We start from the raw sequence: 23,249 nt of genomic DNA, 5'->3' as shown, positions 1-23,249 counted from the left end.
AAAGAAAAGGCTGGGCAGACGGCGCATCATCCGGGACAAGCCCGGGGAAACAGCGATCCAGGCAGCAAAACAGATTGGTACCAACTATTTTGCCGGAGAAAGCACGGCCTGCCAGCGCGCTGTCAACGCCACGTCATTTTTCTCACTTTTTGATCGGAAATTTCCGCTTCGTGCCGAACCGGCATGGGAATGCGCGGTTTCCGCAAGTGATTTCATGAGATGCAAAAAACCGTCATTCGGTCCAATCAGACACTCTGCCGCTTCGCAGCCGGCGTCGGTCGGACTGCTCCATGCCATGACCTTCCATCCTCATCGCCCGCCCCCCTCCGGCCTGCGTCTGTCCCACCGGCTGGCCCTGGGTTTTGCCGCGATGCTGCTGCTGTTGCTGGCCCTGAGCGGCCTGGCGCTGCAGCGCATCGAGATGCTTGATCGCACGCTGGTGCGTCTGGCCGGCGCCGAAGCCGAGCGCAGCCGCATGGTGCGCGACCTCGAGCGCTGCGCCCAGGCCTACGGCTCGACGCTGCGCAGCTTCGCCGCCGCGGACCCCACCTCGATCGAGGCGCTCTACCGCAATCTCGAAGGACAGGTGAAGACCTGCACTGCGGCCTTCGACCAGGCGCGCACGACCGTGAACGATCCGCAAGGGCGCAAGCTGCTGGACGCGGCGCGCGCCGCCCAGGACCAGGCCGTGATCATCATCGCGCAGGCGCGCAAGGAGTACGCCAGCCGCGGCGAGGCGGCGGTGGCCTTCGGCATCCGGGTCGCGATGAGCTACGAGCAGGAAAAGCAGGAAGAGAAACTGGTCGCCTGGACGCAGGCGCTGCGCACGCTCAGCGACTGGGATGATGCCGCGCAGCGCCAGGTGGCCGAGGCGGCCGCACCGGTGGCCACGCAGGCCCGCCAGGTGCTGCTCGGCGGTGCGGTGCTTGCGCTGCTGGTGGCGGCCGGACTGGGCACCTGGCTGACGCGCGACATCAGCCGCGGCCTGCGCCAGGCGGTCGATGCCGCCGCGCAGATGGCCTCGCACGACCTGTCGCGGCCGATCCCGCCGGGCCGCGCCGACGAGATCGGCGAGGTGCTGCAGGCACTCGAGGATCTGCGCCAGCAGATGAACCGCATGGTCAGCGGCGTGCACGAGGCCGCGGCATCGATCAGCCTGGCCGGCGGCGAGCTCGCCAGCGGCAGCCAGGACCTGAGCCAGCGCGCCGAGCAGGCCGCAGCGACGCTGCAGGTGACGCTGGGCACGCTCGACACGCTGAGCGGCTCGGTCACCGAGACCGGTGGCTCGGCCCGCCAGGCCGACGAGCTGGCGCGCTCGGCCAGCGAGGTGGCGACCCATGGCGGGCGCACCGTCTCGCAGGCGGTGTCGACGATGGGCGAGGTCGAGACGGCCGCGCGCAAGATCTCCGACATCATCGGCATCATCGACGGCATCGCCTTCCAGACCAACATCCTGGCGCTAAATGCCGCGGTGGAAGCGGCCCGGGCCGGCGAGCAGGGCCGCGGCTTCGCGGTGGTGGCCGGCGAGGTGCGCAGCCTGGCGCAGCGCAGCACCCAGGCCGCGCGCGAGATCAAGTCGCTGATCGGCGATTCGCTCGACAAGGTGGCCGCCGGCTCGCAGCAGGTGCGCCTGGCCGGCGACAGCACGCAGGCGCTGATGTGCTCGATCGAGCAGGTCTTCGGCCTGATCACGACCATCTCGCAGCAGGCCAGCGGCCAGATGGGCGGGCTGGAGCAGACGCGCGGGGCGCTGCAGCAGCTCGACGCGGTGGCGCAGCAGAACGCGGCGATGGCCGAGCAGACCGCCGCTGCGGTCAGCGCCCTGACCGAGCAGGCCGACCGGCTCGGCGAGCTGGTCGGCGACTTCCGGCTGCAGGCCGAGGCGGCCTGAGACCGCTCGGATCAGGCCTTGGGCGGGGTCTGCAGCATCCACTCGTGCGCCGGGTCATTCTTGAAATGCCAGGCGCGACCGGGACCGGCCATCACGTTGAGGTAGTACAGGTCGTAGCCGTGCGGCGCCACGCAGGGGTGGTAGCCGCGCGGCACCATCACCACGTCGTGGTCCTCGACCACGCAGGCCTCGTCGAGGCTGCGGTCGTCGGTGTAGACGCGCTGGAAGGCGAAGCCCTGCGGCGGGTTGAGGCGGTGGTAGTAGGTCTCCTCCAGCAGTGTCTCCTCCGGCGGCACGTCGCGGTCGTGCTTGTGCGGGGGGTAGCTGCTCGAATGGCCGCCCGGCGTGATGACCTCGGTCACCAGCAGGTGATCGGCGGTCGGGTCGTCGGCCATCAGCACGTCGCAGACGTAGCGGGTGTTGCTGCCCTGGCCGCGCACGCTGCGGCGCATGGTGCTGCCGTCGATGCGGCGCACCGACTTGCCGCCCTCGTACGGGGCGGTGCACAGCGCCACCTCCGCCGCGCCGCGCGCGGTGATGACGACCGCCTCGCCGCCGGGCACGTAGAGCGCGTCAGGCGACTTCTCCTCGAAGACGCTCTCGCGCGAGCCCAGGCCCGCGTGCGTCGCGCCACCGACCTGCACGTCGACGGTGCCGGTCAGCACGACCAGGCAGAGCTCGCGCGCACCGGTGTCGAGCGACTCGTGCTCGCCGGCCTGCAGGCGCAGCGCGCGAAAGCCCACGTGCGTCCAGCCGGCGCGCTCGGGCGTGATGTCGCAGATCTGGCGGCCGTCGGCGGCCTTGACCAGCAGGGGAGACTGGGGCATGTCGGCTCCTGCGGGCGGGGTCAGACCGCGGTGGCGTCGATGCGATCGACGATGGCGCGCAGCGTGTCGTAGCCCTTCTTGGCGTACTCGTAGCTCGGGGCCACGGCCGGATCCTGCTCGGCCTCGACCACCAGCCAGCCTTCGTAGCCGGCATCGTGCAGCGTCGAGAGCACGGCGTCGTAGTCGATCACGCCATCGCCCGGCACGGTGAAGGTGCCGTTGATGACGCCGTTGAGGAAGCTCCAGCTCTCGTTGCGCGCCTTGGCGATGACCTGGGCGCGCACGTCCTTGCAGTGCACGTGCACCACGCGGCCGACATGCTTCTTCAGCACCGTGACCGGGTCGGCGGCGCCGCCGAAGTAGGCGTGGCCGGTGTCGAACAGCAGGAAGACCTTGGCCGGATCGGTCAGGGCCATCAGCTTGTCCACGTCGGCCGGGCTCTCGACATAGGCGCCCATGTGGTGGTGATAGGCCAGCTTGATGCCGTAGGTCTCGATCAGGTGCTGGCCGAAGGCGTTCAGGCGTGCGGCGTAGCCGGCCCAGGCGGCCTCGTCCTTGAACTTCGGGCGCTTGGCCACCGGGGTGTCGATCTGGCCCTGGATGGTGCCGGCGCACTCGCCGTAGACGACCACCTTGACGCCGTTGTACTGCAGCTTGCGCAGGTGGGCCTGGGCGCGCTCGATCTCGGCGGCGACGGCCTGCGCGTCGGTCTGGCCGGCGGGCACCTCGGCCAGGAAGCCGGAATACCAGCCCGAGACGCAGACCAGGCCGAACTCGTCGAGCTTGGCCTTCAGGCCGGGGCCGTCCTTGGGGAACTTGTTGCCCAGCTCGAAGCCGGCGTAGCCGATCTCGCGGCCTTCGGAGAGCGCCGTCTCCAGCGGGGTCTCGCCGCCCAGCGAGGGCAGGTCGTCGTTCATCCAGGACAGGGGATTGATGCCGATGCGGACGTTCCAGGACATGGTGGGGTTCCTAATCGAAAAGCAGTGAATGCGGTCTGCGAGGGGTCGGAAATCTTCGGGCGGGCAGCTCGGTGGTTCAGTTTCAGTTGAACTGCTTCTTCTTGGCGTCGAGGTAGCGCGCGTGCGCGGCCTCGACCTCGGGGCGCTGCGAGACCTGCGGGATGGCGACCTCCCACCAGGCGCCGCCGTCGCCGGTGGTGCGGTGGTGCGTGGTGTCGATCACCAGCACCTGGCTGCGGGTGGCGCGGCGCGCGCGCGCCATCTCGCGGCGCAGCTCGGCGACGTCGCGCACGTGCACGGACTCGGCGCCCAGCGAGCGGCCGTTCATCGCGAAGTCGATCGCCGAGGGCACGCCGCCCTCGGGGATGCAGTCGTCGAGCATGTTGTTGAAGCTCGCGCCGCCCGACTTGACCTGCAGCCGCTCGATGCAGCCGTAGCCGCGGTTGTCCAGCAGCACGACGATGATCTTGCGCCCGAGCATGACCGAGGTGGCCAGCTCGTTGTTGAGCATCATGTAGGAGCCGTCGCCCACCATGACGATCACCTCGCGCTCGGGGCGGGCCATCTTCGCGCCCAGGCCGCCGGCGACCTCGTAGCCCATGCACGAGTAGGCGTAGTCCATGTGGTAGTTGCCGGGCACGCCCGAGCGCCAGAGCTTGTGCAGCTCGGCGGGCAGCGTGCCGGCAGCGCAGACGACAATGTCGCTGGCGCCCGAATCGAGGCCGATGTCGGCGGCCGACTCGCGCACCGCGCCGATCACCTCGGCGTCATAGGGCAGGGTGCCGGCGGCGGGCGTGTTGAGCGTCAGCTCGGCGACGCGCGCCACCCAGCCGGCGGCCAGGTCGCGCGCCTGCGCGGTCCAGGCGGCGTCGGCCGTCCAGGCGCCCAGCGCGGCGCCGAGCTGGGCCAGGCCGTCACGGGCGTCGGCCACCAGCATGCGGCCGCGCTTCTTGCCGGCGTCGAAGGGCTGCACGTTCAGGCTCAGCAGCTTCGCGTGGGCGTAGAGCGCATGCGAGCCGGTGGTGAAGTCCTGCAGCCGCGTGCCGACGGCGAAGACGAGATCGCAGTCCTCGGCCAGGCGGTTGGCCGCCGGCGAGCCGGTCACGCCGATCGAGCCCAGGTTGAGCGGATGGTTCCAGGCCAGGCTGCCCTTGCCGGCCTGCGACTCGGCCACCGGGATGCCGTGGGCCTCGGCGAAGTCGCGCAGCGCGTCCCAGGCCTGGCTGTAGAGCACGCCGCCCCCGGCGACGATCAGCGGCTTCCTGGCCGACTTCAGCAGCTCGGCGGCTGCAGTCAGCTCGCGCGCCTCGGCCGGCGGGCGGCGGAAGCGGATCACCTCGGGCTGGAAGAAGTCCTCCGGCCAGTCGTGGGCGAAGGTCTGCACGTCCTGCGGCAGCGCCAGGCAGACCGGGCCGCACTGGGCGGGATCGGTCATCACTGCAATCGCCCGCGGCAGCGCCACCAGCAGCTGCTCGGGCGTGGTGATGCGGTCGAAGTAGCGCGTCACCGGGCGGAAGCAGTCGTTGGCGCTGAGGTCGCCCTGCTCGAAGCTCTCGACCTGCTGCAGCACCGGGTCGGGCAGGCGGCTGACGAAGACGTCGCCGGGCAGCAGCAGCACCGGCAGGCGGGCGACATGCGCCAGCGCGGCCGAGGTGACCATGTTGGTCGCGCCCGGCCCGATGCTGGAGGTCACCGCCATGATGCGCTGGCGGAAGTTCGTCTTGGCGTAGGCGATGGCCGCGTTGGCCATGCCCTGCTCGTTGTGGGCGCGGAAGGTCGGCAGCACCGCCTTCTCGGCCTGCAGCGCCTCGCCCAGGCCGGCCACGTTGCCGTGGCCGAAGATCGAGAACACGCCGCCGCAGTAGGGCAGCACCTCGGTGCGGCCGTCGGGCTGGGTGACTTCCGCCTTCAGCGCGGCCAGATAGCGCACCAGCGCCTGGGCCACGGTCAGTCTCACGGTCTTCCTGTCCATCATCGATCTCGCTCGGGAATTCTGGGGAACAAAAGCGTTCAGGCGGCGGCGGCGTGGCGGCCGTCGTGGCGGCGTTTCCAGGCCTCGACCAGCGTGGCGAAGTTGCGCGCCACCTCGTCGATGAAGGCCGCATCGTCGATCTGGCCGGCGAACCACTTCAGCGAGGCCTCGACCCACAGCGTGCGCCCGACCATGAAGCCCTTGACGATCGGGTTGGTGGCCTGCGCGAAGCTGTCGGCCAGGTACTGCAGCGGCTGGTTCAGGCCCAGGATGACCGCACCGCGGCAGTGGCCGTCGCGCTCGGCCACCAGCGCGGCCAGGCGGCTCCAGCCCTCGACGCTCATCGGCGCGAGCTTCCACCATTCCGGCCGCACGCCCAGGTTGTAGAAGCGCTTGACCGCGCGCAGCACCACCTCGTCCTCGGTGCCGGCAGCCGTCATCGCCTTCGGGGCGATGATCTCCAGCAGCAGCTCGTTGCCGCTCTCGCGGGTGGCTTCCCAGAGCTCGAGCACGCGCTGCTCCTGCTCCAGGCGCAGGTCCACCGCGTCGTCCGGGTGGTAGTGCACCAGGCACTTGACCACCTGCTCGGTCGGCCAGTGGATCAGCGCCGAACCCACCGAGCGGGTGCCGTCGAAGCGCAAGGGGCGCGAGCCCGGCAGCTCGACCGGGCGGCCCACCCACCAGCCGCGGCCGGTGGCGGCGGCCAGCGCGTCCTGGCCGTAGTCGCCGCCGTCGATCAGCACGCCGGTGTGGCCCTGGAGCTGGTGGCTGACTTCCACCTGCTCGGCCGCCTTCACCAGCAGCTGCTTCAGCGCCGGGATCCTCGACTCGTCGGCGCCGGCCTCGCGCGCCAGGTCATAGAACTGGCTGCGGTGGTCGAAGGCCATCACGCACAGCTCGTCCCAGACGGCGCGCGCCGGGCTGACCCGGTGCAGGTGCGCCAGATCGCGGTCGGCATCGACCTTGGGGTTGCGGCTGCCGGAGAACCAGTGCGCCAGCTCCGCCGGCGTGGGCATCGCCGCCGAGCAGGCGTGGCGCGAGACGACGATGGCGCCGCAGGCGTTGGCGGTGCGGGTGGCCTCCAGCCAGTCCTGGCCGCGCAGCAGGCTCGCCAGCAGGCCCGACAGGAAGGCGTCTCCGGCGCCCAGCACGTTGAGCACCTCGACGCGCTCGCCGCGGAAGGTCGGCGCGTGGTCGATCTCGGCCGGAATGTCGCCCTCGATGACGCAGCAGCCCAGCGCGCCGCGCTTGACCACCAGCACCGCGCCGGAGACCGCACGCACCGCGCGCAGGCAGGCCATCAGGTCGCCGGGCACGCCGCCGGCAATCAGGAATTCCTCCTCGGTGCCGACGAGCAGGTCGAACTCGCCCAGCACCTGCTGGAGCTGCTGCGTGACACGCGCGTCCGGCACGTAGCGGTTCTCGCCGGCGCCGCGCGAGGTCAGGCCCCACAGCACCGGGCGGTAGTCGATGTCGAGGATGCGCACCGTGCCGTGCTTCTTGGCGTAGCCCAGCGCGGTCAGCGCCGCCTCGCGGGTGGTCGGCGTCGAGAGGTGGGTGCCGGTCAGGGCCAGCGCGCGGCACTCGGCGATGAAGTCCTCGCGGATCTCGTCGGCGCGCACCGCCATGTCGGCGCAGTTCTCGCGCACGAACAGCAGCGGGAAGGTGTCGCGGTCCTTCAGGCCCAGCAGCACCAGCGCGGTCAGGCGCTCGGGGTCGGTCTGCAGCGCCGACGTGTCGCAGCCTTCGCGCTCGAGCGTCTCGCGCAGGAAATTGCCCATCTGGTCATTGCCGACGCGCGAGACCATCGCGGTCTTCAGCCCCAGGCGCGCCACGCCGAACGCGACATTGCCCGAGGAGCCGCCCAGGTACATCTGGAGGCTGCGTGCATCCTCCAGGCGGCTGCCGAATTGCTGCGCGTACAGATCGACCGCGACGCGGCCCAGGCAGGCCAGGTCGATGCGGCGCCCGGCGGGGAAGTTCAGGATGCTCATGAAAGGTGTCCGGCCTGAGGTGGAGGCAGCCCGAAGGCTGCGAAGGCAAATACAAACGCTGATGCGCTGATGCGCAGGCTTGTGCGGAAGTTGGCGCTCAGTCTAGAAGCGACGGAAAAACAATTCCTTAGGTGTATTCACTTAGAAATGTGTTTCCAAAATTCTAGCGCTTGAAGCTACAGTTGCCACCGTGCCGGACAAACAGCACGGTGCCCGCAGACAGACACCAGGGCCCGCGCAGGGACACAGGCCGGTCACGAGCTCACCCACCCAACCGGATGGCGCCCAGGGCGCCGACTTCGACGAGGAGACAGAGATGAAGAAGATGCTGATGGCTGTTGCAGTTGCAGGCACGCTGGCCACCCCCATGGCCCACGCCCAGAAGATCGGCGTGACGATGGCGGCCTTCGACGACACCTTCCTGACCATCCTGCGCAACGGCATCAACGATTCGGCCAAGAAGGCCGGTGCCTCGGCCCAGCTCGAGGACGCCGGCAACGACGTGGGCAAGCAGCTCAGCCAGATCCAGAACATGATCGCGCAGAAGTTCGACGCGATCATCGTCAACCCGGTCGACACCGACGTGACGCCGAAGATCACCAAGATGGTGACCGACGCCAAGATTCCGCTGATCTACGTCAACCGCAAGCCGGCCGACTTCGCCAAGCTGCCCGCCGGCGTGGCCTTCGTCGCCTCCGACGAGAAGGTCTCGGGCACGCTGCAGACCCAGCAGGTCTGCAAGCTGCTGGGCGGCAAGGGCACGGTGCTGGTGCTGATGGGCGAACTCTCCAACGAGGCCGCGCGCACCCGCACCCAGGACATCGAGGATGTCGTCAAGACCAAGGAGTGCTCGGGCCTGAAGATCGCCGACAAGCGCGAGGGCAAGTGGAGCCGCACCGCCGCGCAGGACATCACCACCAACTGGCTGTCGTCGGGCATGAAGTTCGACGCCATCATCGCCAACAACGACGAGATGGCGCTGGGCGCGATCAACGCGCTGAAGGCCGCCAAGAAGTGGACGCCGCAGAGCATCGTGGCCGGCATCGATGCCACCCCGGACGCGCTGGCCTCGATGAAGGCCGGCGAGCTGAAGGTCACGGTGTTCCAGAACGCCGCCGGCCAGGGCGCAGGCTCGGTGGACGCCGCGCTCAAGCTGATCAAGAAGCAGCCTGTCGACCGCTTCGTCAACGTGCCCTTCGAGCTGGTCACGCCGGAAAACCTGAGCAAGTACGCCGGCAAGAACTGATCGCGCCGCAGCGCTGATCCCGGGCGGCCCGCGTGCCGCCCGACGCCCTTGTCCTTCCCCCCGATCCGAACCCCGCGAGACCCCGATGTCCGACACCGCCACCGTCGAGCGGCCCGATGCGGCCGCACCTTCTGCCGCACCGCCGCTGCTGGCGATCCAGGGCATCCGCAAGGCCTTTCCCGGCGTCGTCGCACTCGACAACGTGCAGTTCAGCCTGCGCGCCGGCACGGTGCACGCGCTGATGGGCGAGAACGGCGCGGGCAAGTCGACGCTGATGAAGATCATTGCCGGCGTCTACATGCCCGACCAGGGCGAGATCCGCATCAAGGGCCAGCCGGTCGCGCTGCGCGGTCCGCTCGACGCGCTCGACCGCGGCATCGCGATGATCCATCAGGAACTCAACCTGATGCCCTTCATGACGATCGCGGAAAACATCTGGATCCGCCGCGAGCCCAAGAATCGCCTCGGCCTGGTCGACCATGCCGAGATGCGCCGGCGCACCCAGGCGCTGTTCGACCGCCTGGCCATCGACCTCGATCCCGAGACCGAGATCCAGGGCCTGTCCATCGCCAGCCGCCAGATGGTGGAGATCGCCAAGGCGGTGTCCTTCGACTCGGACGTGCTGATCATGGACGAGCCGACCTCGGCGCTGACCGACAAGGAGGTCGCCCACCTGTTCCGCATCATTCGGCAGCTGCGCAGCCAGGGCAAGGGCATCGTCTACATCACGCACAAGATGAACGAGCTGTTCGAGATCGCCGACGAGTTCTCGGTGTTCCGCGACGGCAAGTACATCGGCACCCACGCCTCGAAGGACGTGACCCGCGACGACATCATCCGCATGATGGTCGGGCGCGAGATCACGCAGATGTTCCCCAAGGAAGAGGTGCCGATCGGCAGCGTGGTCCTGTCCGTCAAGGACCTGAAGGTCGAGGGCATCTTCGAGGGCGTGAGCTTCGACCTGCGTGCCGGCGAGATCCTGGGCCTGGCGGGCCTGGTCGGCTCAGGCCGCTCCAACGTGGCCGAGGCGCTGTTCGGCGTCGTGCCGGCCACCGGCGGCACGATCGCGATCCGCGGCGAGGCGGTGAAGATCGATTCGCCCGCCACCGCGATGAAGCACGGCATGGCCTTCTTGACGGAAGACCGCAAGGACACCGGCTGCTTCCTGATCCTGGACATCCTCTCCAACATGGAGACGGCCGTGCTGCACGACCGCTACGTCAAGTTCGGCTTCGTCCAGGAGGCCGCGCTCAAGCGCGACTGCGAGGAAATGAGCCGCACGCTGCGCGTGAAGACGCCCAACCTGGAAGAGGTCATCCAGAACCTCTCCGGCGGCAACCAGCAGAAGGTGCTGATCGGGCGCTGGCTGCTGACCCGCCCGAAGATCCTGATCCTCGACGAGCCGACACGAGGCATCGACGTCGGCGCCAAGGCCGAAATCCACCGCCTGGTGAGCAAGCTCGCGGGCGAGGGCGTCGCGGTGCTGATGATTTCCTCGGAAATGCCCGAGGTGCTCGGCATGAGCGACCGGGTCATGGTCATGCACGAGGGCCGCATGACCGGCATCGTCGACCGTGCGCAGGCCGATCAGGTGACCATCATGGACCTGGCCTCGCGCTGAATTCCCGGCACACGAACATCAACGAGATCAACGAAATCACCGAAGCGGAGACCTTCATGGCAAGCACCAACGCGACTGTCGGCGCACAGTCGATGACCTTCAAGCCGGCCAAGCGCAAGTGGCCCCCCGAGACCAGCATCTTCCTGGTGCTGATGGGCATCTGCCTGCTGTTCGAGGGCCTGGGCTGGTGGGTCAACGGCCAGAGCTTCCTGATGAATGTCGATCGCCTGCAGATCATCATCCTGCAGATGGCGGTCATCGGCATCATCGCCATCGGCGTCAACCTGGTGATCATCACCAGCGGCATCGACCTGTCCTCGGGCTCGGTGGTGGCGGCCGCCGCGGTTGTCTCGGCCAGCCTGGCGCAGGTGTCGGATTTCCCCCGCGCGATCTTCCCGCACCTGACCGACCTGCCGATCATCTGGCCGGTCCTGGCCGGCGCGACGGTCGGCCTGATCGTCGGACTGATCAACGGCGCGCTGATCGCCTACACCGCGATTCCCGCCTTCATCGCCACGCTGGGCACGATGGTGGCCGCACGGGGCTTTGCCAAGTGGTTCACCAACGGCATGCCGGTGTCGATGCTGACCGACGACTTCGCATGGATCGGCGCAGGCGCCAATCCGGTCATCATCTTCCTGGTGCTGGCGGCCATCTTCCATGTGGTGCTGCGCTACACCCGCTTCGGCAAGTTCACCTACGCGATCGGCGCCAACCGCCAGGCGGCACGCGTCTCGGGCATCAACGTCAACCGCCACCTGATCTGGGTCTACTCGATCGCCGGCCTGCTGGCGGGCATCGCCGGCACGGTGACCGCCGCACGCGCCGTCTCCGGCCAGTCCGGCATGGGCGTGATGTACGAGCTCGACGCGATCGCCGCGGTCGTGATCGGCGGCACCTCGCTGGCCGGCGGCCTGGGCCGCATCACCGGCACCGTGATCGGCGTGCTGATCCTGGGCGTGATGACCTCCGGCTTCACCTTCATCCGCATCGACGCCTATTACCAGGAGATGGTCAAGGGCGCGATCATCGTCGCGGCGGTGGTGGCCGACCAGTATCGCCAGCGCAACCGCCGCGGCTGATCAGGCTCGACCGGACGGATTCTGCGGGGGCAGCAAGGGCTTGATCAGCCGGATCAGCTCGCTGCCCCCGACCGGCTTGATCAGCCAGCCGGTGGCACCGATGTTCTTGGCTTGATCGCGTTTGGCCTGCTGGTCGCGGGTCGTCAGGGCCAGTATCGGGGTGAAGCGCAGCAGCTTGCGCGTCTCGACGATGAAGGAAATGCCGTCCATGCAGGGCATATTGATGTCGGTGATGATCAGGTCCGGGCGCAGCCCGGACTGCAGCCGCGTCAGCGCCGTCTGGCCTTCTGGCGCCAGCACGACCGCGTAGCCGCTCATCTCGAGCGTGTTCTGGAGACTCTGGCGCATCGTGGCCGAGTCCTCCACCACCAGGATGGTCTGCATCGTCTCCTCCGGGATAAAGGGCAGGATCTACAAGTTCAGAACAGCTCGATCTTGGGCCCGGCCGGCTCGCTGACCGCAGCCAGCTCGGGCTGCGCGCGAGATGGCACGAAACCCGATGAGCCCGAGACGCCAGCGCCGCCGGTGGCCTGGGCATGGGCCTTGCGCTGGCTGTGCATCACATAGTTCTCGCTCCAGCGGGTGATCAGGTGCTCGAGCTGGACGGGCGGCGGCGGCGCATCGCCGTCGAGCAGTTCGTAGAGCTGGGAGAAGTGCTCCGACATGCCCACCAGCGCCATGTTGACCTGCTCGAGCATCTGGCGATTGATGTCCTGGAACTGCATATCGCCCAGCGTGTCGATCACGTCCTGGGTCATCACCCGGATGGTGCTGTCCATGCTGGAGGAGAGATCACCCAGATAGGGCACGACATCGCCCAGGGTGCGGCTCATGGTCTCGATGTGGCTGGCGATCTCGTCGAGCTGCTCGGCGGTGCTGGACGAAGGGCCTCGGTCACCGCCGGCGGAACGGGCAGCCGACTGCAGGTCGATCTGCTCGGCGGCATGGGCGATGCCCTCGGTGATCTTCTGCGCCGCTTCGGCGGTCTGGGTCGAGAGATTGCGCACCTCGGCCGCCACCACCTTGAAGCCTGCGCCCTCCTGGCCGGCGCGCGCAGCCTCGATCGAGGCATTGATCGCCAGCAGATTGGTCTGGCGCGAGATGTTGGAGATCAGTTCGGCCAGCGGCATGAGCGCACGGACCTGGTCGGCCACCGCCCGAACGCGCAGCACGCTCTCGTCGCGTCCCTGCTCGACGCTCTTCTGATGCTCGGCCAGCGCGCTGACGGCCGCGGTGTGCTGGCTCGCCCGCGACAGGGTCTCCGCCGAGAGGCTGTGCGATCGCCCGACCGCCTGATCGACCCGCTCATGCAGCTGGATGACGGTGGCATGCACCCGCTGCATGCGCTCCATCATCGACATCACCGCATCTTCCGAGGTCTTGATCGTCGCCTTGACCTGGGCCTCGAGAATGCCGAAGGCCTGGCGCAGCGTGCCGATATCCTGCGCGATGACGTCGGCGGCTCGGTCTTGCCGGACCCGGCCGCTCGGGCCGGCCCAGCGTCCCAGAGCATGACCGGTGACCAGGCCGCCGATCAGCGTGAAGGCCGTTTCCGAGCTGACCAGTCCTGGCCAGGTCAGATGCACCGCGGCGGTCAGCAGCCCCAGACCGCCCAGCACGGCATGACGGGCATTCAGTCGGCGCCATGCCGGTGGGGCGACATGCGGAGGCGAGGTCGTGTCCGTTCTCTGGTTCATGGTGTGCTCGTGCGTACTGCCGGCTCGCTGCTGCATGCGCAGAGGAAAGTGAAACGTTCTGGCGGGCGGTCGGGCTCAGGCTCCGGGCAGCACCTGCTTGATGACCTTGACCAGATCGGAGCCGCCGACCGGCTTGACCAGCCAGCCGGTGGCCCCGTTCTTCTTGGCCTCGTCGCGCTTGCCCTGCTGGCTTTCGGTGGTCAGCGCCAGGATCGGGGTGAAGCGCAGCAGCTTGCGCGCCTCGCGGATCAGCTGGATGCCGTCCATGCGGGGCATGTTGATGTCGGTGATGATCAGGTCGGGCTTCAGGCCGGACTTGATGCGATCCAGTGCCGCCTGACCGTCGCCGGCGGTGTCGACCTTGAAGCCGCTCATCTCCAGCGTGCCCTTCAGGCTCATCAGCATCGTGGCGGAGTCGTCGACCAAAAAGACGTGTTTCATCGGGGAGCCCCCTGCGGTTCATGAAAAAAGTCGGCTAGGCACGACGGCGGCTGTGGCTGTGCTCGCCTCATGACGAGGCTTGCGGTGCCAGGGCCGCCTGGAGCCAGGGGTCGGCCGGCGTTCCCGTCACCCGGGGCCGCATGGCCAGCAGCACCTGGAGCACCGCAGCATGCATGTGCTCGCACTTGCCCACGTTAACGGCCGCCCGGGGCTGCGACTTGAGCCACTGCTGCAGCGCTTCGGCCTCCTCGGCGCTGATTCGGCCCTGCAGCGTGGCGGATTTCTTCAGGTAGCGGATGCCCATCAGACCAGCTCCTTCGGGTTGAGGATCATCAGCACGCTGCCATCGCCCATCAGCGCGGTGCCGGCAAAGCCGGTGATGCCCGCCAGCACGCCCTCGAGCGGCTTGAGAATGATGTCGGAGGTGCCGTGGAAGTTGTCGACCAGCAGGCCGATGCTCTCGCTGCCGAGCCTCACCACCAGCACCGCCAGCTCGCCGTCGCTGTTGGGCAGGGGAGGCTGGTCCATGCCGAGCATTTCCGACAACGCGCGCAGCGGCACGATGCGCCCGCGCAGCACTGTCGTCTGCGATCGCTTGAAGTGGTGGATCTCCTCGGCCGGCACCCGCACCGTCTCGACGATCAGGTCCATCGGCACGCCGAAGTGGCGCCCGCCAGCCTCGATCATCATCACGTTGGTCACCGCCATCGACAGCGGCAGCGTCAGCCGCACCATGGTGCCGCGACCGCGCTCGCTCTCGAGCTCGACCTGGCCGTTGATGCGCTCGACCGCGGTGCGCACCACGTCCATGCCCACGCCGCGCCCGGACAGGTCGGAGATCGACTCGGCCGTGGAGAATCCCGGCAGGAAGACCAGCTGCACCGCCTCGACATCGCTGAGCGAGGAGGCCCGATCGGCCGGGATCAGGCCGCGCTCGACGGCCTTGGCCCGCACTCGCTCGGTATCGATGCCGGCGCCGTCGTCGCTGATCGTCAGCACGACGCGGTCGCCTTCCTGGCGCGCCGAGACCCGCAGCACGCCCTGCGGCGGCTTGCCGCTGGCCACGCGTACATCCGGTGTCTCCAGCCCGTGGTCCAGGCTGTTGCGCAGGATGTGGATCAGCGGGTCGGCCAGCGACTCGATGACGTTCTTGTCGGCCTCGGTCTCCTCGCCCTCGACCACCAGGGAGACGTCCTTGCCGAGCTTCTTGCCGATGTCGCGCACCAGCCGGCCGAAGCGCTGGAAGATGATCCCGACCGGCAGCATGCGCACCTGCATGATCGCGTGCTGCATGTCCTCGGCGATGCGGTTGATCACCGAGTACTGCGCCTTGATCTCGCGCGCCAGCTCGCGCTGCTGGAACACCGTCTCGGCGCGCGTGGCCAGATAGGGCAGGGCGTTCTTGGCCACCACCATCTCGCCGATCAGCTCCATCAGCCGGTCGATCTTGTCCTGCGAGACCTTCAGCACCTTCTGGCCGCGTTCGGGCGAGCCGGGCTCGTCGCTCGCCTGACCCCCCTGGCCCGCCGACCCGCGCGGCACAATCTGCGCAGTCGGACTGCCGACGGCCGGCTCCGAAGATGTGCCGCCCGATGCAGTCAGCGGCGGCTGATCGGCCTGCCCGGCCGCAGCACAGCCAGGCCGATGCTGGCGCGCCCACTGCAGCAGCGGCGCCGGCCCTGGCGGCAGCAGGGCCAGCGCGGCATGCGCGCTGCGCGCAGCCTCGTCGTCGATGCAGCTCAGCAGGTTCTGCAGCGTCGCACGCGTGGCGGCCACCGTGCCCGCGGCCACGCCGGCACGGCCCAGCAGCCGGCACTGGTCGTCCCAGATCTGCTGCAGGCGCCTGAGCATCAGCGCCTCGTGCTCGTCGGCCGCATCGATCGACGGAGCCGCGTCGCGCGATCCATCCGCCTCGCTGCGCACCATCGGTGCGACCGGCATCACCGGGGCGCCCGCAGGCGCCGGCATCTCCAGCAACTCGATCTGCTCGGGCACGTAGCGGAAATGCGCAGCGACCTCGGCCTGAGTGGCATCGCTGAGGATCACCAGATCGAGATTGCAGGCATAGCAGTCGAAATCGTCCGTCGTCGGCCAGGGCTGGCGAGCCTCGACCGAGAGATGGCGCAGCGCCGGGGTCAGTCGGGCGTGATGCCAGGGGTCCTCACCCTTGAAGAAGCAGTCGGGCTCGGGCTGGTAGCGCACCGCGATGCGTCCTGCCTGGCGAGCCGCCTCGGGAATGCGCGCGGTCCAGGCCGGCAGCGGTGCAGGCGACGGAATGGATGCATCCGCGTTCCGCGGCTGAACCGCAAGGGAACCGGCGCTGGGGGCTGCAGGCGCCGCAGGCATGCCCATGTGCTGGCGCAGACGCTGGGCGATCGGCCCGGCTCGCTCGTCTGCATGCGCAGGTAGCTGACCCTGGGACGCGATCGTGTCGATCAGCTCGGCGGTGAAATCCATCGACTCGAGCAAGGTGTCGGCGATGGCGGGACCGTAGGTCAACTGGCCATTGCGCACCCGATCCAGCAGATCCTCGCCGGCATGGACCACACGCTCCAGCGCCTTGAACTCGAACAGACCGCAGTTGCCCTTGAGCGTGTGGACCTGACGGAACAGGTCGTTGAGAAGCTCCGTGTCGTCGGGGGACTTCTCGACATCGAGCAAACGCTGGCCGATGCGTTCGAGGCACTCTCTGGCCTCGAAGATGAACTGTTCAAGCAGTTCGGTCGAATTCATGCACTGACTCCCTGCGTGTGACCAGCAGCGACGCGGCGTGCCGTCTCGGCATCGCCCATCATCAAGGCCGCCGTCAGGACCAGCTCCTTGGGTCGCGCCGGCTTGATGAGGTAGACATTGGCACCCGCCTCCTCGGCTGCGACCGCGTCATGCATCTGCGCCTCGGTCGACACCATCAGGACGGGCTTCTGGGCGGTCTGGGACAGCCTCCGCAGCTCACGCACCAAGGTATATCCGTCCATCTTGGGCATGTTGATGTCGACGACATAAAGGTCGTAGCACTGGCCTGGCGGAAGGGCAAGAACCCGCTCGAGCGCTTCCAGCCCGTTGACGGCCTCGTCGACGCTCCAGCCGGCATCGCCGAGCATCTTGCGGTGGTACATGCGCACGGTCGCGGCGTCGTCGACCACGAGGATGTGCTTCATGGGCGGTCTCCGGGGAGGGGTTTCTGGTAGACCATCGCGTCCGGGAACCGGCGCACGGCATAGAGCGAGGAAATCCGGCTCATCGACTCCGAATGCCCCAGGCAGACAAATCCGCCGGGGTTGAGCGCGTCGTACATCGCCTCGGCGGCAAGACGGCGCGACAGATCGTCGAAATAGATCAGCAGGTTGCGGCAGAAGATCACGTCGATGTCGCGAAAGCGCCGGGTGTCGGCCGCATCGCTGAGATTGACGCGGCTGAAGTCGACCGCAGCGACCAGATCGCGCGAGATCTGGTATTCGTTGTCGGACAGGCGCCGGAAATACTTGTCCAGGTAATGCTTGGGCAGATTGGCCACCGAGCGGGCCGAGTAGACGCCACGCTCGGCCGCCGCCAGCACCGTGGTGTCGATGTCGGAGGACAGGATCTCGACCTCGTAGTCGTCGATATGGCGCCAACGCTCGAGCAGATAGATCGCGATCGAGTAGGGCTCCTCGCCGGTCGACGACGGAATGGACCAGATCCGGATGCGGCTGCCCTTGCGCTTGCGCCGGACCACCTCGTCGAGCATGTCGTTGACCAGGCAGTCGAACTGGTAGCTCTCGCGAAAGAAGTAGGTCTCGTTGACCGTCATCAGGTTGACCAGCTGCTGCAGCTCGCGGCCATCGGCCTCGAAGCGCAGCGCGATGAAATAGGCCCGGAAGCTGTCGCTGCCAGTGGCCTCGATGCGCTCGATCAGGCGCTTGTCGACGAAGTAGCGCTTGCTTTCCTCGAAGTGGATGCCGGTCTTGCGATAGAAGAATTCGCGGAACTTCAGGAAGTCCGCATCGCTGATCGTCGGCTGGACGATCGCGGGGGCGGTGGCGGCTTTCATCGGCCTGTCCTTCGCGGGGGCGGGCATCGTCATGAGGCCCGGATGCGCTCGATCGCCACATCGGCAGCAAAGCCGATGAAGGGATCATCGGCAAAGCGCCGGCGGGTCTCGCGCAGCGCGTCGATGTGCTCGGGCTGGCCGGTCTCGGCCATGACCTCGATGGCGGCCGCCACGACATTGACCTCCCGGTCGGACAGCAGCACCTGCTGCAGCCACTGCGTCACCTGCTCATGGCGCAGCTCGCCCAGCAGGTTGACGGTGAAGATGCGCACATCCACGTCGGCATCGAGCAGCAGCGCCGAGATGCGCGGCCCCACCACCTTCGGCAGGCCTGACAGCACCTCGATGGCGCCATTGCGCAGCCGGGCGTCCTCGCTGCGCAAGAGCGGCAGCAGCGCGCTGACCGCCTCGTCGCTGGCCATCGTGCCAAGCGCGAGGAACAGGGCCTCGCGCACCGCTGCATCCCGCTCGACCAGCAGCTGGGCGCCGAGCGCCGCCGCGGCCTGCGGATGACCGCTCAGGTCGCGCACCGCCCAGCGACGCTGCTCGGCGTCCCCCCCGCGCAGCTGGGCGACCAGCCCGTCGACATGACGCGGAAAGTCGCGGTCGACGACCTCGCGCAGCGGATCCGGCGTGTTGCTCTTTCTCAGTCCCATGCGGTGTCCCCTGTGGCCCGTGTCGTTGGCTTGGATGAATGGGTTCTCAGGCCAGGCGCTGCACCCAGGTGCGCAGTTGCCGGGCCACGTCTTGGCTGGGCAGCACCACGCTGGCGCCCCCGCGCTGGATCAGTTCGGAGGGCATGCCGAAGACGACGCAGCTCGATTCGGCCTCGGCGATCGTTCGCCCACCCCGAGCCTTCAGCTCGGCCATCGCCTGGGCGCCGTCGAAGCCCATGCCGGTCATCAGCACGCCCACCAGCTGCGAGGCCGGCAGAACCCGCATCGCGCTTTCGACCATCACGTCGGCCGACGGATGCCAGGGATGCGAAGGAGACTCCGGCCGGGGCTGCGCGACCAGACGCCCGAGCCGCTCGACCACGACCAGATCGGTGCCACCGCGGCCGATGTGGATGCGCCCGGGCTCCAGCGGCATCGGCTCGCCGACCTCGACCACCTCCAGCGCGCACATGCGGTCCATGCGCTGCGCGAAGGCCAGCGTGAAGTTCGGCGGCATGTGCTGGGCCACCAGCACCGGCCAGGGAAAGTCGGCCGGCAGCTGAGGCAGCACATCCTCGAGCGTGCGCGGCCCGCCGGTGGAAATGCCGATCAGCACCAGGCCCGGACAGCGACCCGCGCTGCCGCGCAGCGGGGCGGGCGATGCGGGTGCACTCGCGATCGTGCGGGGGCTCGCGGGTGCTGGCCGTGCCAGCGCGGGGCGCGGAGCGCGTTGCACCGGCGCGGGCATCGCGGTCGCAGGCCGGCCTGGCCGCAGCCGGATGCGCGAGGCCGTGCGCACCTTCTCCAGCAGCAGTGCCTGGATGTCGTCGATGCTCAGCGAGATGGTGCCGCCCGGCTTGGCGATGAAATCGACCGCGCCGAGCGCCAGCGCCTCCATCGTGGCCTGCGCGCCCTTCTCGGTCAGCGACGAGACCATGACGATCGGCGTGGGCCGCGCCTGCATCATCAGCGACAGCGCAGTCAGCCCGTCCATCTCGGGCATGTTGATGTCGAGCGTGACGACATCAGGCTGCCACTCGATCAGTTGCTCCACGCCCTCGAGCCCGTTGCGGGCAGTGGCGACCGTCCAGCCGGCCTGCGTCAGCACAGCCGAGAGCAGCCGGCGCATCAGCGCCGAATCATCGACGACGAGAACCTTGCCAGACATGGTCGATCACACTCCTCGTGTTTCAGGCTGCACGCGCCATCGTCGGTGCGGCACGCGACTCGCCCGCAGGCTCGAGCGACTCGATGGCGCGCACCTCACGGGCCGCCAGCAGCTGCGTCGGGTCGATCAGCAGCACCAGGCGGCGGTCACCATCGAGCCGGGCGACCCGGCCGATCAGGCGGATCTGCTCGTCGGAGAGCTGTGGCGCCGGGGCGATGTTCTGGCGCGGAATGCGCAGCACCTCGGCCACCGAATCGACGATGAAGCCGGTGCGCAGGCCGCCGAGCGTGAACACCATGATGCGCTGGCGGTCATTGCGCTCGATCGCGTCCATGCCCAGGCGCCGACGCTGGTCGATCACCGGCAGCACCGTGCCGCGCAGATTGATCACGCCTTCGACGAAGTCGGGCGTGCGCGGCACGCGGGTGAGCGTCTCGGGCAGGCGCACGATCTCCTGCACGCTCATGATCGGCACGCCGAATTCCTCCGCGCCAAGGCGGAAGATGACGACCTGGGCGTCCTCGTCATCGGGATGGGCAGTCATGCTGTTCATCGCTCTGTTCATCGATGCGTCCGGGCTGGAGAGTGAATCGGCCGATCCGGATCGGTCTGAAGACCCGGAAACCCCCGAGGCGCCCAGCTGCAGGGCCTCTCTCACGCTGTCCATGCCGAGCAGCCGGTCGGTGGCGATGATCGAGACCAGCCGGCGGCCACCGTCGAGCCTGCAGATCGCCGAGAACTCCTGCAGGTCGGCATCGCGCGCCAGGATGCCCGGCATGGTGTCGGCCTGACTGCGCGGCACGCTGAGCACTTCCTTGACGGTGTCGGTGACCAGGCCGATCTGCCCACCCCCAGGAAGCGCCACGACGACGATGCGGTGATGCTCGTCGAGCTCGGCATCCGCCAGCGCGAACAGCGAACGCAGGCTCACCAGCGGCAGCAGTCGCCGACGCAGCGAGATCAGCCCGAGCACATGACCCGGCGCCCCGGGCACCGCGGTGATCGTCTCCGGCACCTGGACGATCTCCTGCACGTCGGCGATGTCGAGCGCATATTCCTGCGCCGCCACCGTGAAGCTGACCAGCCGCAGCTCGCCGCTGCCCTGGCCGGGTTCGGCCGAGTCGGCGGGATCGCCCCCGTCGGCGCTGCGCGAGCCGCCGACCACGCCGCTCTCGCGCGACGGGATCATCCGGGTGAGGTGCTGCTGGACCAGCCGGGCAAAGTCGATGATCAGCAGCAGACCGCGATGGCCGCCATGGCCATCGGGCACCTCGCGGCGGATCACCCCGGTCAGGCAGTCGGTCTGCACCACCGACTGCACGACCTGCGCAGGCTCGATCTCGCTGGCATCGACGCTGATGACGCTGGCCACCCGGTCGACGACGAAGCCCAGCGACTGGCCGATGTGGATCACCAGCGCGCGGGTCGCGTCATCGTTGTCGCGCTCAGGCGTGCCGAACAGCCGGCGCAGGCTGATGATCGGCAGCACCCGGCCACGCAGGTTGGCCAGACCCTCGAGGGCTGGCGGCGTCAGCGGCATGCGTGCGACATCCGGCACACGGATGATCTCCTGCACCGGCGCCATCGGCACCGCGAACATCTCGCCGGCGACGCTGAAAGTGACGAACTGCTGCGTCTGCCCGGCCGCCCGCATCTCGTCGCCATCGGCGACCGTGTGGAGCGACTCCATCTCAGTTGCTCTGCAGCTCGTCGGCCAGCGAGGCGATCTCCTCGATCGCGGCGGAGAGCTCCTCGGCGCCTTGAGACTGCTGGCGCGCCGCGGCCGAAGCCTGCTCGGCGGCCTTCTCGGACTCCTGGGCCGCAGCGGAGACCTGATCGACCGCCACTCGCACCTGCGACAGGGCCGAGACGATCTCCTGGGCCGACTCGGCCGCCTCGACATTGCCCTTCTCGACCTCGACCACATCGCCTTCCATGGCCGACAGGTTGGCGGTGATCGAGCGGGTCTTGTCGACCTCGGCCAGCGCAGCCGTGGCGATCTCGCCGAGGTCGCGGCCGACGGTGGCGATCTGGTCCTGGATGCCCTTGACCAGATCCTTGATGCGATCGGCATTCTCGGCCGAGTCGTGCGCGAGATTGCGGATGTCGGTGGCCACCACCACGAAACCCTTGCCATACTCGCCGGCGCGCGCCGCCTCGATCGAGCCATTGACCGCCAGCATGTTGGTCTGGATCGAGACCTGGGTGATGGCATCGACGATCTTGTCGATCTTGCGGCTGACCAGCTCCAGCTCCTTGATCTGCTGCAGGCTGGTGCGGGTGGCGGCCACGCTGTCCGAGATGCTGCTCACCAGCCCCTCGATCATCTGCTTGTTGTCGATCATCAGGGCGCGGATCGTGCTGGAGCGCTCACGGGCGTTCTGCGCCCGCTCGGAGGCGATCTGCGCGCCGCGCTCGATCTGCGTGATCGCCGCGGCGGACTCGGCGGTGGCCGAGGCCTGGGTCTGCGCGCCCTTGCGGATCTCGTCGAGCGCCACCATGATCTGCGCGGCCGAGCGGTTGATTTCCTGCACCGCACCGGCGAGCTGCTCGGCGGCGCTGGCGACTTCCTCGGCGCTCTTGCCGATGTCCGAGGAGTTCTTCAGCTCGTCGGCGATCTCCGACAGGTTCTGCGAGGTCTGCTCGCACTCGGACAGCGCCGCGCTCTGCTCGTCGACCGTCTTGGCGGCCTCCTCGCAGGCGGAAGACTGCTGCGCGGCGGCCGCGGCGATCTGCTCGGCGCCCTTGAGCGCCTGCTGCGAGGCCACGCTGGCCTGCTGGGCTGCGGCGGAGATCTCTCCGGCCCCGGCCACGATGTCAGCCGCGTCATGACGCACCCGGTCGAGCTGGCGCAGGATCTGCTCGCTCTTCTCGACCTCGCCGGCGATTGTCTCGGACGACTGGTTGATGCCGGCAGCGATGGCCTTGACCTCGCCCTGGATCTGGCCGACCAGATCCTGGATCTGCTTGGCGCTCTTCTCGCTGGTCTCGGCCAGCGTGCGCACTTCATCGGCGACCACCGCGAAGCCCTTGCCGTGCTGGCCGGCACGCGCGGCCTCGATGGCGGCATTCAGGGCCAGCAGGTTGGTCTGGTCGGCAATGCGCGCCACCGCCTTGACGATGTCGCCGATGTTGGCCGCCTGGCGCTCGAGCTCGGCCACGCGCTGCACCGACTCGGCCTGGCGGCGCGCCGCCAGCGTGACATTCGCCACCGTGGCACGCACCTCGGCATCGATGCGGCTGGTGGTGGCCTGCATGCTGTCGGCCTTGGCGCGCGAATTGTTGACCGCCGACAGCTGGCGGGCGATCGAGGCACTGACCTGGGTGATCGCGGCGAGCGATTCCTGTGCCGCACCCGAGGCTTCCTCGGCGCCGCTGGCGATCTGGTCGGCCGCACGCTTGAGTTCCTCGGAGGCGGAAGCCGCCTCATTGATGCCGGCAGAGAGCTGGCTCGATGCGCTGGCCACCCGCTCGGCGACCTGCTGCTGCTTGGCCAGCGTTCGCGCGCGCTTGCGGCCGGCCTCGGCATCGCGGGCCATCGTGCGGGTCACGCCGCGTGCGACGACCGGTGCGGCCACGGGTTCATGAACAGTCTCTCGATGCTTGGTCACCAGCGCCATGGACGGGCTCCGAATGTTCTGGACAGAAAGGACAGCGACTCCCGT

20 protein-coding genes are annotated in these 23,249 nt (G+C 68.5%); 4 read left to right on the top strand and 16 right to left on the bottom strand.

Going from position 1 to position 23,249, the window contains the following annotated elements; genetic code table 11:
• Positions 1-84: 84 nt before the first annotated feature.
• Complete coding sequence (locus BW996_RS21650; RefSeq protein ID WP_162178002.1) at positions 85-297, bottom strand: hypothetical protein; 213 nt, start codon at positions 295-297, stop codon at positions 85-87.
• On the opposite strand from BW996_RS21650, the gene BW996_RS21645 reads away from it, so the two are divergent.
• A complete protein-coding gene (locus BW996_RS21645) occupies positions 296-1,891 on the top strand; it encodes a methyl-accepting chemotaxis protein (protein WP_051632193.1) in 1,596 nt (531 codons plus the stop codon). The genes BW996_RS21650 and BW996_RS21645 overlap by 2 nt on opposite strands.
• A gap of 11 nt (positions 1,892-1,902) precedes the next feature.
• On the opposite strand, the gene iolB is transcribed toward BW996_RS21645, so the two are convergent.
• From iolB to BW996_RS07850, 4 genes are all read right to left on the bottom strand, one after another.
• Positions 1,903-2,718, bottom strand: a complete 816-nt coding sequence (iolB, locus tag BW996_RS07865) for a 5-deoxy-glucuronate isomerase (protein WP_037484640.1) — start codon at positions 2,716-2,718, stop codon at positions 1,903-1,905.
• A 20-nt stretch (positions 2,719-2,738) separates the two neighbouring features.
• On the bottom strand, positions 2,739-3,677 hold the full coding sequence (iolE, locus tag BW996_RS07860) for a myo-inosose-2 dehydratase (protein WP_037484639.1): 939 nt from the start codon (positions 3,675-3,677) through the stop codon (positions 2,739-2,741).
• An 82-nt stretch (positions 3,678-3,759) separates the two neighbouring features.
• A complete protein-coding gene (gene iolD / locus BW996_RS07855; RefSeq protein ID WP_037484702.1) occupies positions 3,760-5,649 on the bottom strand; it encodes a 3D-(3,5/4)-trihydroxycyclohexane-1,2-dione acylhydrolase (decyclizing) in 1,890 nt (629 codons plus the stop codon).
• A gap of 38 nt (positions 5,650-5,687) precedes the next feature.
• Positions 5,688-7,643 (bottom strand): bifunctional 5-dehydro-2-deoxygluconokinase/5-dehydro-2-deoxyphosphogluconate aldolase, encoded by a 1,956-nt coding sequence (locus BW996_RS07850; RefSeq protein ID WP_037484637.1) that lies wholly within the window; start codon positions 7,641-7,643, stop codon positions 5,688-5,690.
• A 316-nt stretch (positions 7,644-7,959) separates the two neighbouring features.
• On the opposite strand from BW996_RS07850, the gene BW996_RS07845 reads away from it, so the two are divergent.
• The 3 genes from BW996_RS07845 to BW996_RS07835 all read left to right on the top strand — a co-directional run bounded on the left by BW996_RS07845 (position 7,960) and on the right by BW996_RS07835 (position 11,592).
• Positions 7,960-8,889: a sugar ABC transporter substrate-binding protein gene (locus tag BW996_RS07845; protein ID WP_037484635.1), complete on the top strand. Its 930-nt coding sequence runs from the start codon at positions 7,960-7,962 to the stop codon at positions 8,887-8,889.
• Between the two features lie 85 nt (positions 8,890-8,974).
• A complete protein-coding gene (locus BW996_RS07840; protein WP_037484633.1) occupies positions 8,975-10,510 on the top strand; it encodes a sugar ABC transporter ATP-binding protein in 1,536 nt (511 codons plus the stop codon).
• Positions 10,511-10,566: 56 nt separating this feature from the next.
• The gene (locus BW996_RS07835) at positions 10,567-11,592 is read left to right on the top strand and encodes an ABC transporter permease (RefSeq protein WP_037484630.1); all 1,026 of its coding nucleotides are present in this window, start codon (positions 10,567-10,569) and stop codon (positions 11,590-11,592) included.
• On the opposite strand, the gene BW996_RS07830 is transcribed toward BW996_RS07835, so the two are convergent.
• The 11 genes from BW996_RS07830 to BW996_RS07780 all read right to left on the bottom strand — a co-directional run bounded on the left by BW996_RS07830 (position 11,593) and on the right by BW996_RS07780 (position 23,204).
• Positions 11,593-11,976: a response regulator gene (locus BW996_RS07830; RefSeq protein ID WP_037484628.1), complete on the bottom strand. Its 384-nt coding sequence runs from the start codon at positions 11,974-11,976 to the stop codon at positions 11,593-11,595.
• 35 nt (positions 11,977-12,011) lie between these two features.
• Positions 12,012-13,289, bottom strand: a complete 1,278-nt coding sequence (locus tag BW996_RS07825; RefSeq protein ID WP_162178001.1) for a methyl-accepting chemotaxis protein — start codon at positions 13,287-13,289, stop codon at positions 12,012-12,014.
• Between the two features lie 75 nt (positions 13,290-13,364).
• The gene (locus BW996_RS07820; protein WP_037484623.1) at positions 13,365-13,730 is read right to left on the bottom strand and encodes a response regulator; all 366 of its coding nucleotides are present in this window, start codon (positions 13,728-13,730) and stop codon (positions 13,365-13,367) included.
• 67 nt (positions 13,731-13,797) lie between these two features.
• Positions 13,798-14,034 carry a hypothetical protein gene (locus BW996_RS07815; protein ID WP_037484620.1) on the bottom strand — a complete coding sequence of 79 codons (237 nt, stop codon included), beginning with the start codon at positions 14,032-14,034 and terminating at the stop codon, positions 13,798-13,800.
• A complete protein-coding gene (locus BW996_RS07810; protein WP_037484618.1) occupies positions 14,034-16,463 on the bottom strand; it encodes a chemotaxis protein CheA in 2,430 nt (809 codons plus the stop codon). The genes BW996_RS07815 and BW996_RS07810 overlap by 1 nt, the downstream gene beginning before the upstream one ends.
• On the bottom strand, positions 16,460-16,888 hold the full coding sequence (locus BW996_RS07805) for a response regulator transcription factor (RefSeq protein WP_051632192.1): 429 nt from the start codon (positions 16,886-16,888) through the stop codon (positions 16,460-16,462). Before BW996_RS07805 ends, BW996_RS07810 begins: the two co-directional genes overlap by 4 nt.
• Positions 16,885-17,760: a CheR family methyltransferase gene (locus BW996_RS07800; RefSeq protein ID WP_051632191.1), complete on the bottom strand. Its 876-nt coding sequence runs from the start codon at positions 17,758-17,760 to the stop codon at positions 16,885-16,887. The genes BW996_RS07805 and BW996_RS07800 overlap by 4 nt, the downstream gene beginning before the upstream one ends.
• A gap of 29 nt (positions 17,761-17,789) precedes the next feature.
• Positions 17,790-18,416, bottom strand: coding sequence for a HEAT repeat domain-containing protein (locus BW996_RS07795; protein WP_037484615.1), 627 nt, complete (start codon positions 18,414-18,416; stop codon positions 17,790-17,792).
• 46 nt (positions 18,417-18,462) lie between these two features.
• Positions 18,463-19,584, bottom strand: a complete 1,122-nt coding sequence (gene cheB, locus BW996_RS07790) for a chemotaxis-specific protein-glutamate methyltransferase CheB (RefSeq protein ID WP_037484613.1) — start codon at positions 19,582-19,584, stop codon at positions 18,463-18,465.
• A gap of 22 nt (positions 19,585-19,606) precedes the next feature.
• On the bottom strand, positions 19,607-21,274 hold the full coding sequence (locus BW996_RS07785) for a chemotaxis protein CheW (RefSeq protein WP_037484611.1): 1,668 nt from the start codon (positions 21,272-21,274) through the stop codon (positions 19,607-19,609).
• A 1-nt stretch (position 21,275) separates the two neighbouring features.
• Entirely contained in the window at positions 21,276-23,204 is a 1,929-nt protein-coding gene (locus BW996_RS07780) for a methyl-accepting chemotaxis protein (RefSeq protein WP_037484609.1), read from the bottom strand.
• Positions 23,205-23,249 lie beyond the last annotated feature (45 nt).

The organism is Sphaerotilus natans, from assembly GCF_900156335.1.
GTDB classification, from domain to species: domain Bacteria; phylum Pseudomonadota; class Gammaproteobacteria; order Burkholderiales; family Burkholderiaceae_C; genus Sphaerotilus; species Sphaerotilus natans.
Note: the sequence above shows the minus strand (reverse complement) of the source record. Positions and strands in the feature narration are given on the sequence as shown.

What these genes read in the sequence shown, in the direction of transcription:
- BW996_RS21645 (WP_051632193.1), top strand. Translation starts at nt 296, where the DNA reads ATGACCTTCCATCCTCATCGCCCGCCCCCCTCCGGCCTGCGTCTGTCC.
- BW996_RS21650 (WP_162178002.1), bottom strand. Translation starts at nt 297, where the DNA reads ATGGCATGGAGCAGTCCGACCGACGCCGGCTGCGAAGCGGCAGAGTGT.
- iolB (WP_037484640.1), bottom strand. Translation starts at nt 2,718, where the DNA reads ATGCCCCAGTCTCCCCTGCTGGTCAAGGCCGCCGACGGCCGCCAGATC.
- iolE (WP_037484639.1), bottom strand. Translation starts at nt 3,677, where the DNA reads ATGTCCTGGAACGTCCGCATCGGCATCAATCCCCTGTCCTGGATGAAC.
- iolD (WP_037484702.1), bottom strand. Translation starts at nt 5,649, where the DNA reads ATGGACAGGAAGACCGTGAGACTGACCGTGGCCCAGGCGCTGGTGCGC.
- BW996_RS07850 (WP_037484637.1), bottom strand. Translation starts at nt 7,643, where the DNA reads ATGAGCATCCTGAACTTCCCCGCCGGGCGCCGCATCGACCTGGCCTGC.
- BW996_RS07845 (WP_037484635.1), top strand. Translation starts at nt 7,960, where the DNA reads ATGAAGAAGATGCTGATGGCTGTTGCAGTTGCAGGCACGCTGGCCACC.
- BW996_RS07840 (WP_037484633.1), top strand. Translation starts at nt 8,975, where the DNA reads ATGTCCGACACCGCCACCGTCGAGCGGCCCGATGCGGCCGCACCTTCT.
- BW996_RS07835 (WP_037484630.1), top strand. Translation starts at nt 10,567, where the DNA reads ATGGCAAGCACCAACGCGACTGTCGGCGCACAGTCGATGACCTTCAAG.
- BW996_RS07830 (WP_037484628.1), bottom strand. Translation starts at nt 11,976, where the DNA reads ATGCAGACCATCCTGGTGGTGGAGGACTCGGCCACGATGCGCCAGAGT.
- BW996_RS07825 (WP_162178001.1), bottom strand. Translation starts at nt 13,289, where the DNA reads ATGAACCAGAGAACGGACACGACCTCGCCTCCGCATGTCGCCCCACCG.
- BW996_RS07820 (WP_037484623.1), bottom strand. Translation starts at nt 13,730, where the DNA reads ATGAAACACGTCTTTTTGGTCGACGACTCCGCCACGATGCTGATGAGC.
- BW996_RS07815 (WP_037484620.1), bottom strand. Translation starts at nt 14,034, where the DNA reads ATGGGCATCCGCTACCTGAAGAAATCCGCCACGCTGCAGGGCCGAATC.
- BW996_RS07810 (WP_037484618.1), bottom strand. Translation starts at nt 16,463, where the DNA reads ATGAATTCGACCGAACTGCTTGAACAGTTCATCTTCGAGGCCAGAGAG.
- BW996_RS07805 (WP_051632192.1), bottom strand. Translation starts at nt 16,888, where the DNA reads ATGAAGCACATCCTCGTGGTCGACGACGCCGCGACCGTGCGCATGTAC.
- BW996_RS07800 (WP_051632191.1), bottom strand. Translation starts at nt 17,760, where the DNA reads ATGAAAGCCGCCACCGCCCCCGCGATCGTCCAGCCGACGATCAGCGAT.
- BW996_RS07795 (WP_037484615.1), bottom strand. Translation starts at nt 18,416, where the DNA reads ATGGGACTGAGAAAGAGCAACACGCCGGATCCGCTGCGCGAGGTCGTC.
- cheB (WP_037484613.1), bottom strand. Translation starts at nt 19,584, where the DNA reads ATGTCTGGCAAGGTTCTCGTCGTCGATGATTCGGCGCTGATGCGCCGG.
- BW996_RS07785 (WP_037484611.1), bottom strand. Translation starts at nt 21,274, where the DNA reads ATGGAGTCGCTCCACACGGTCGCCGATGGCGACGAGATGCGGGCGGCC.
- BW996_RS07780 (WP_037484609.1), bottom strand. Translation starts at nt 23,204, where the DNA reads ATGGCGCTGGTGACCAAGCATCGAGAGACTGTTCATGAACCCGTGGCC.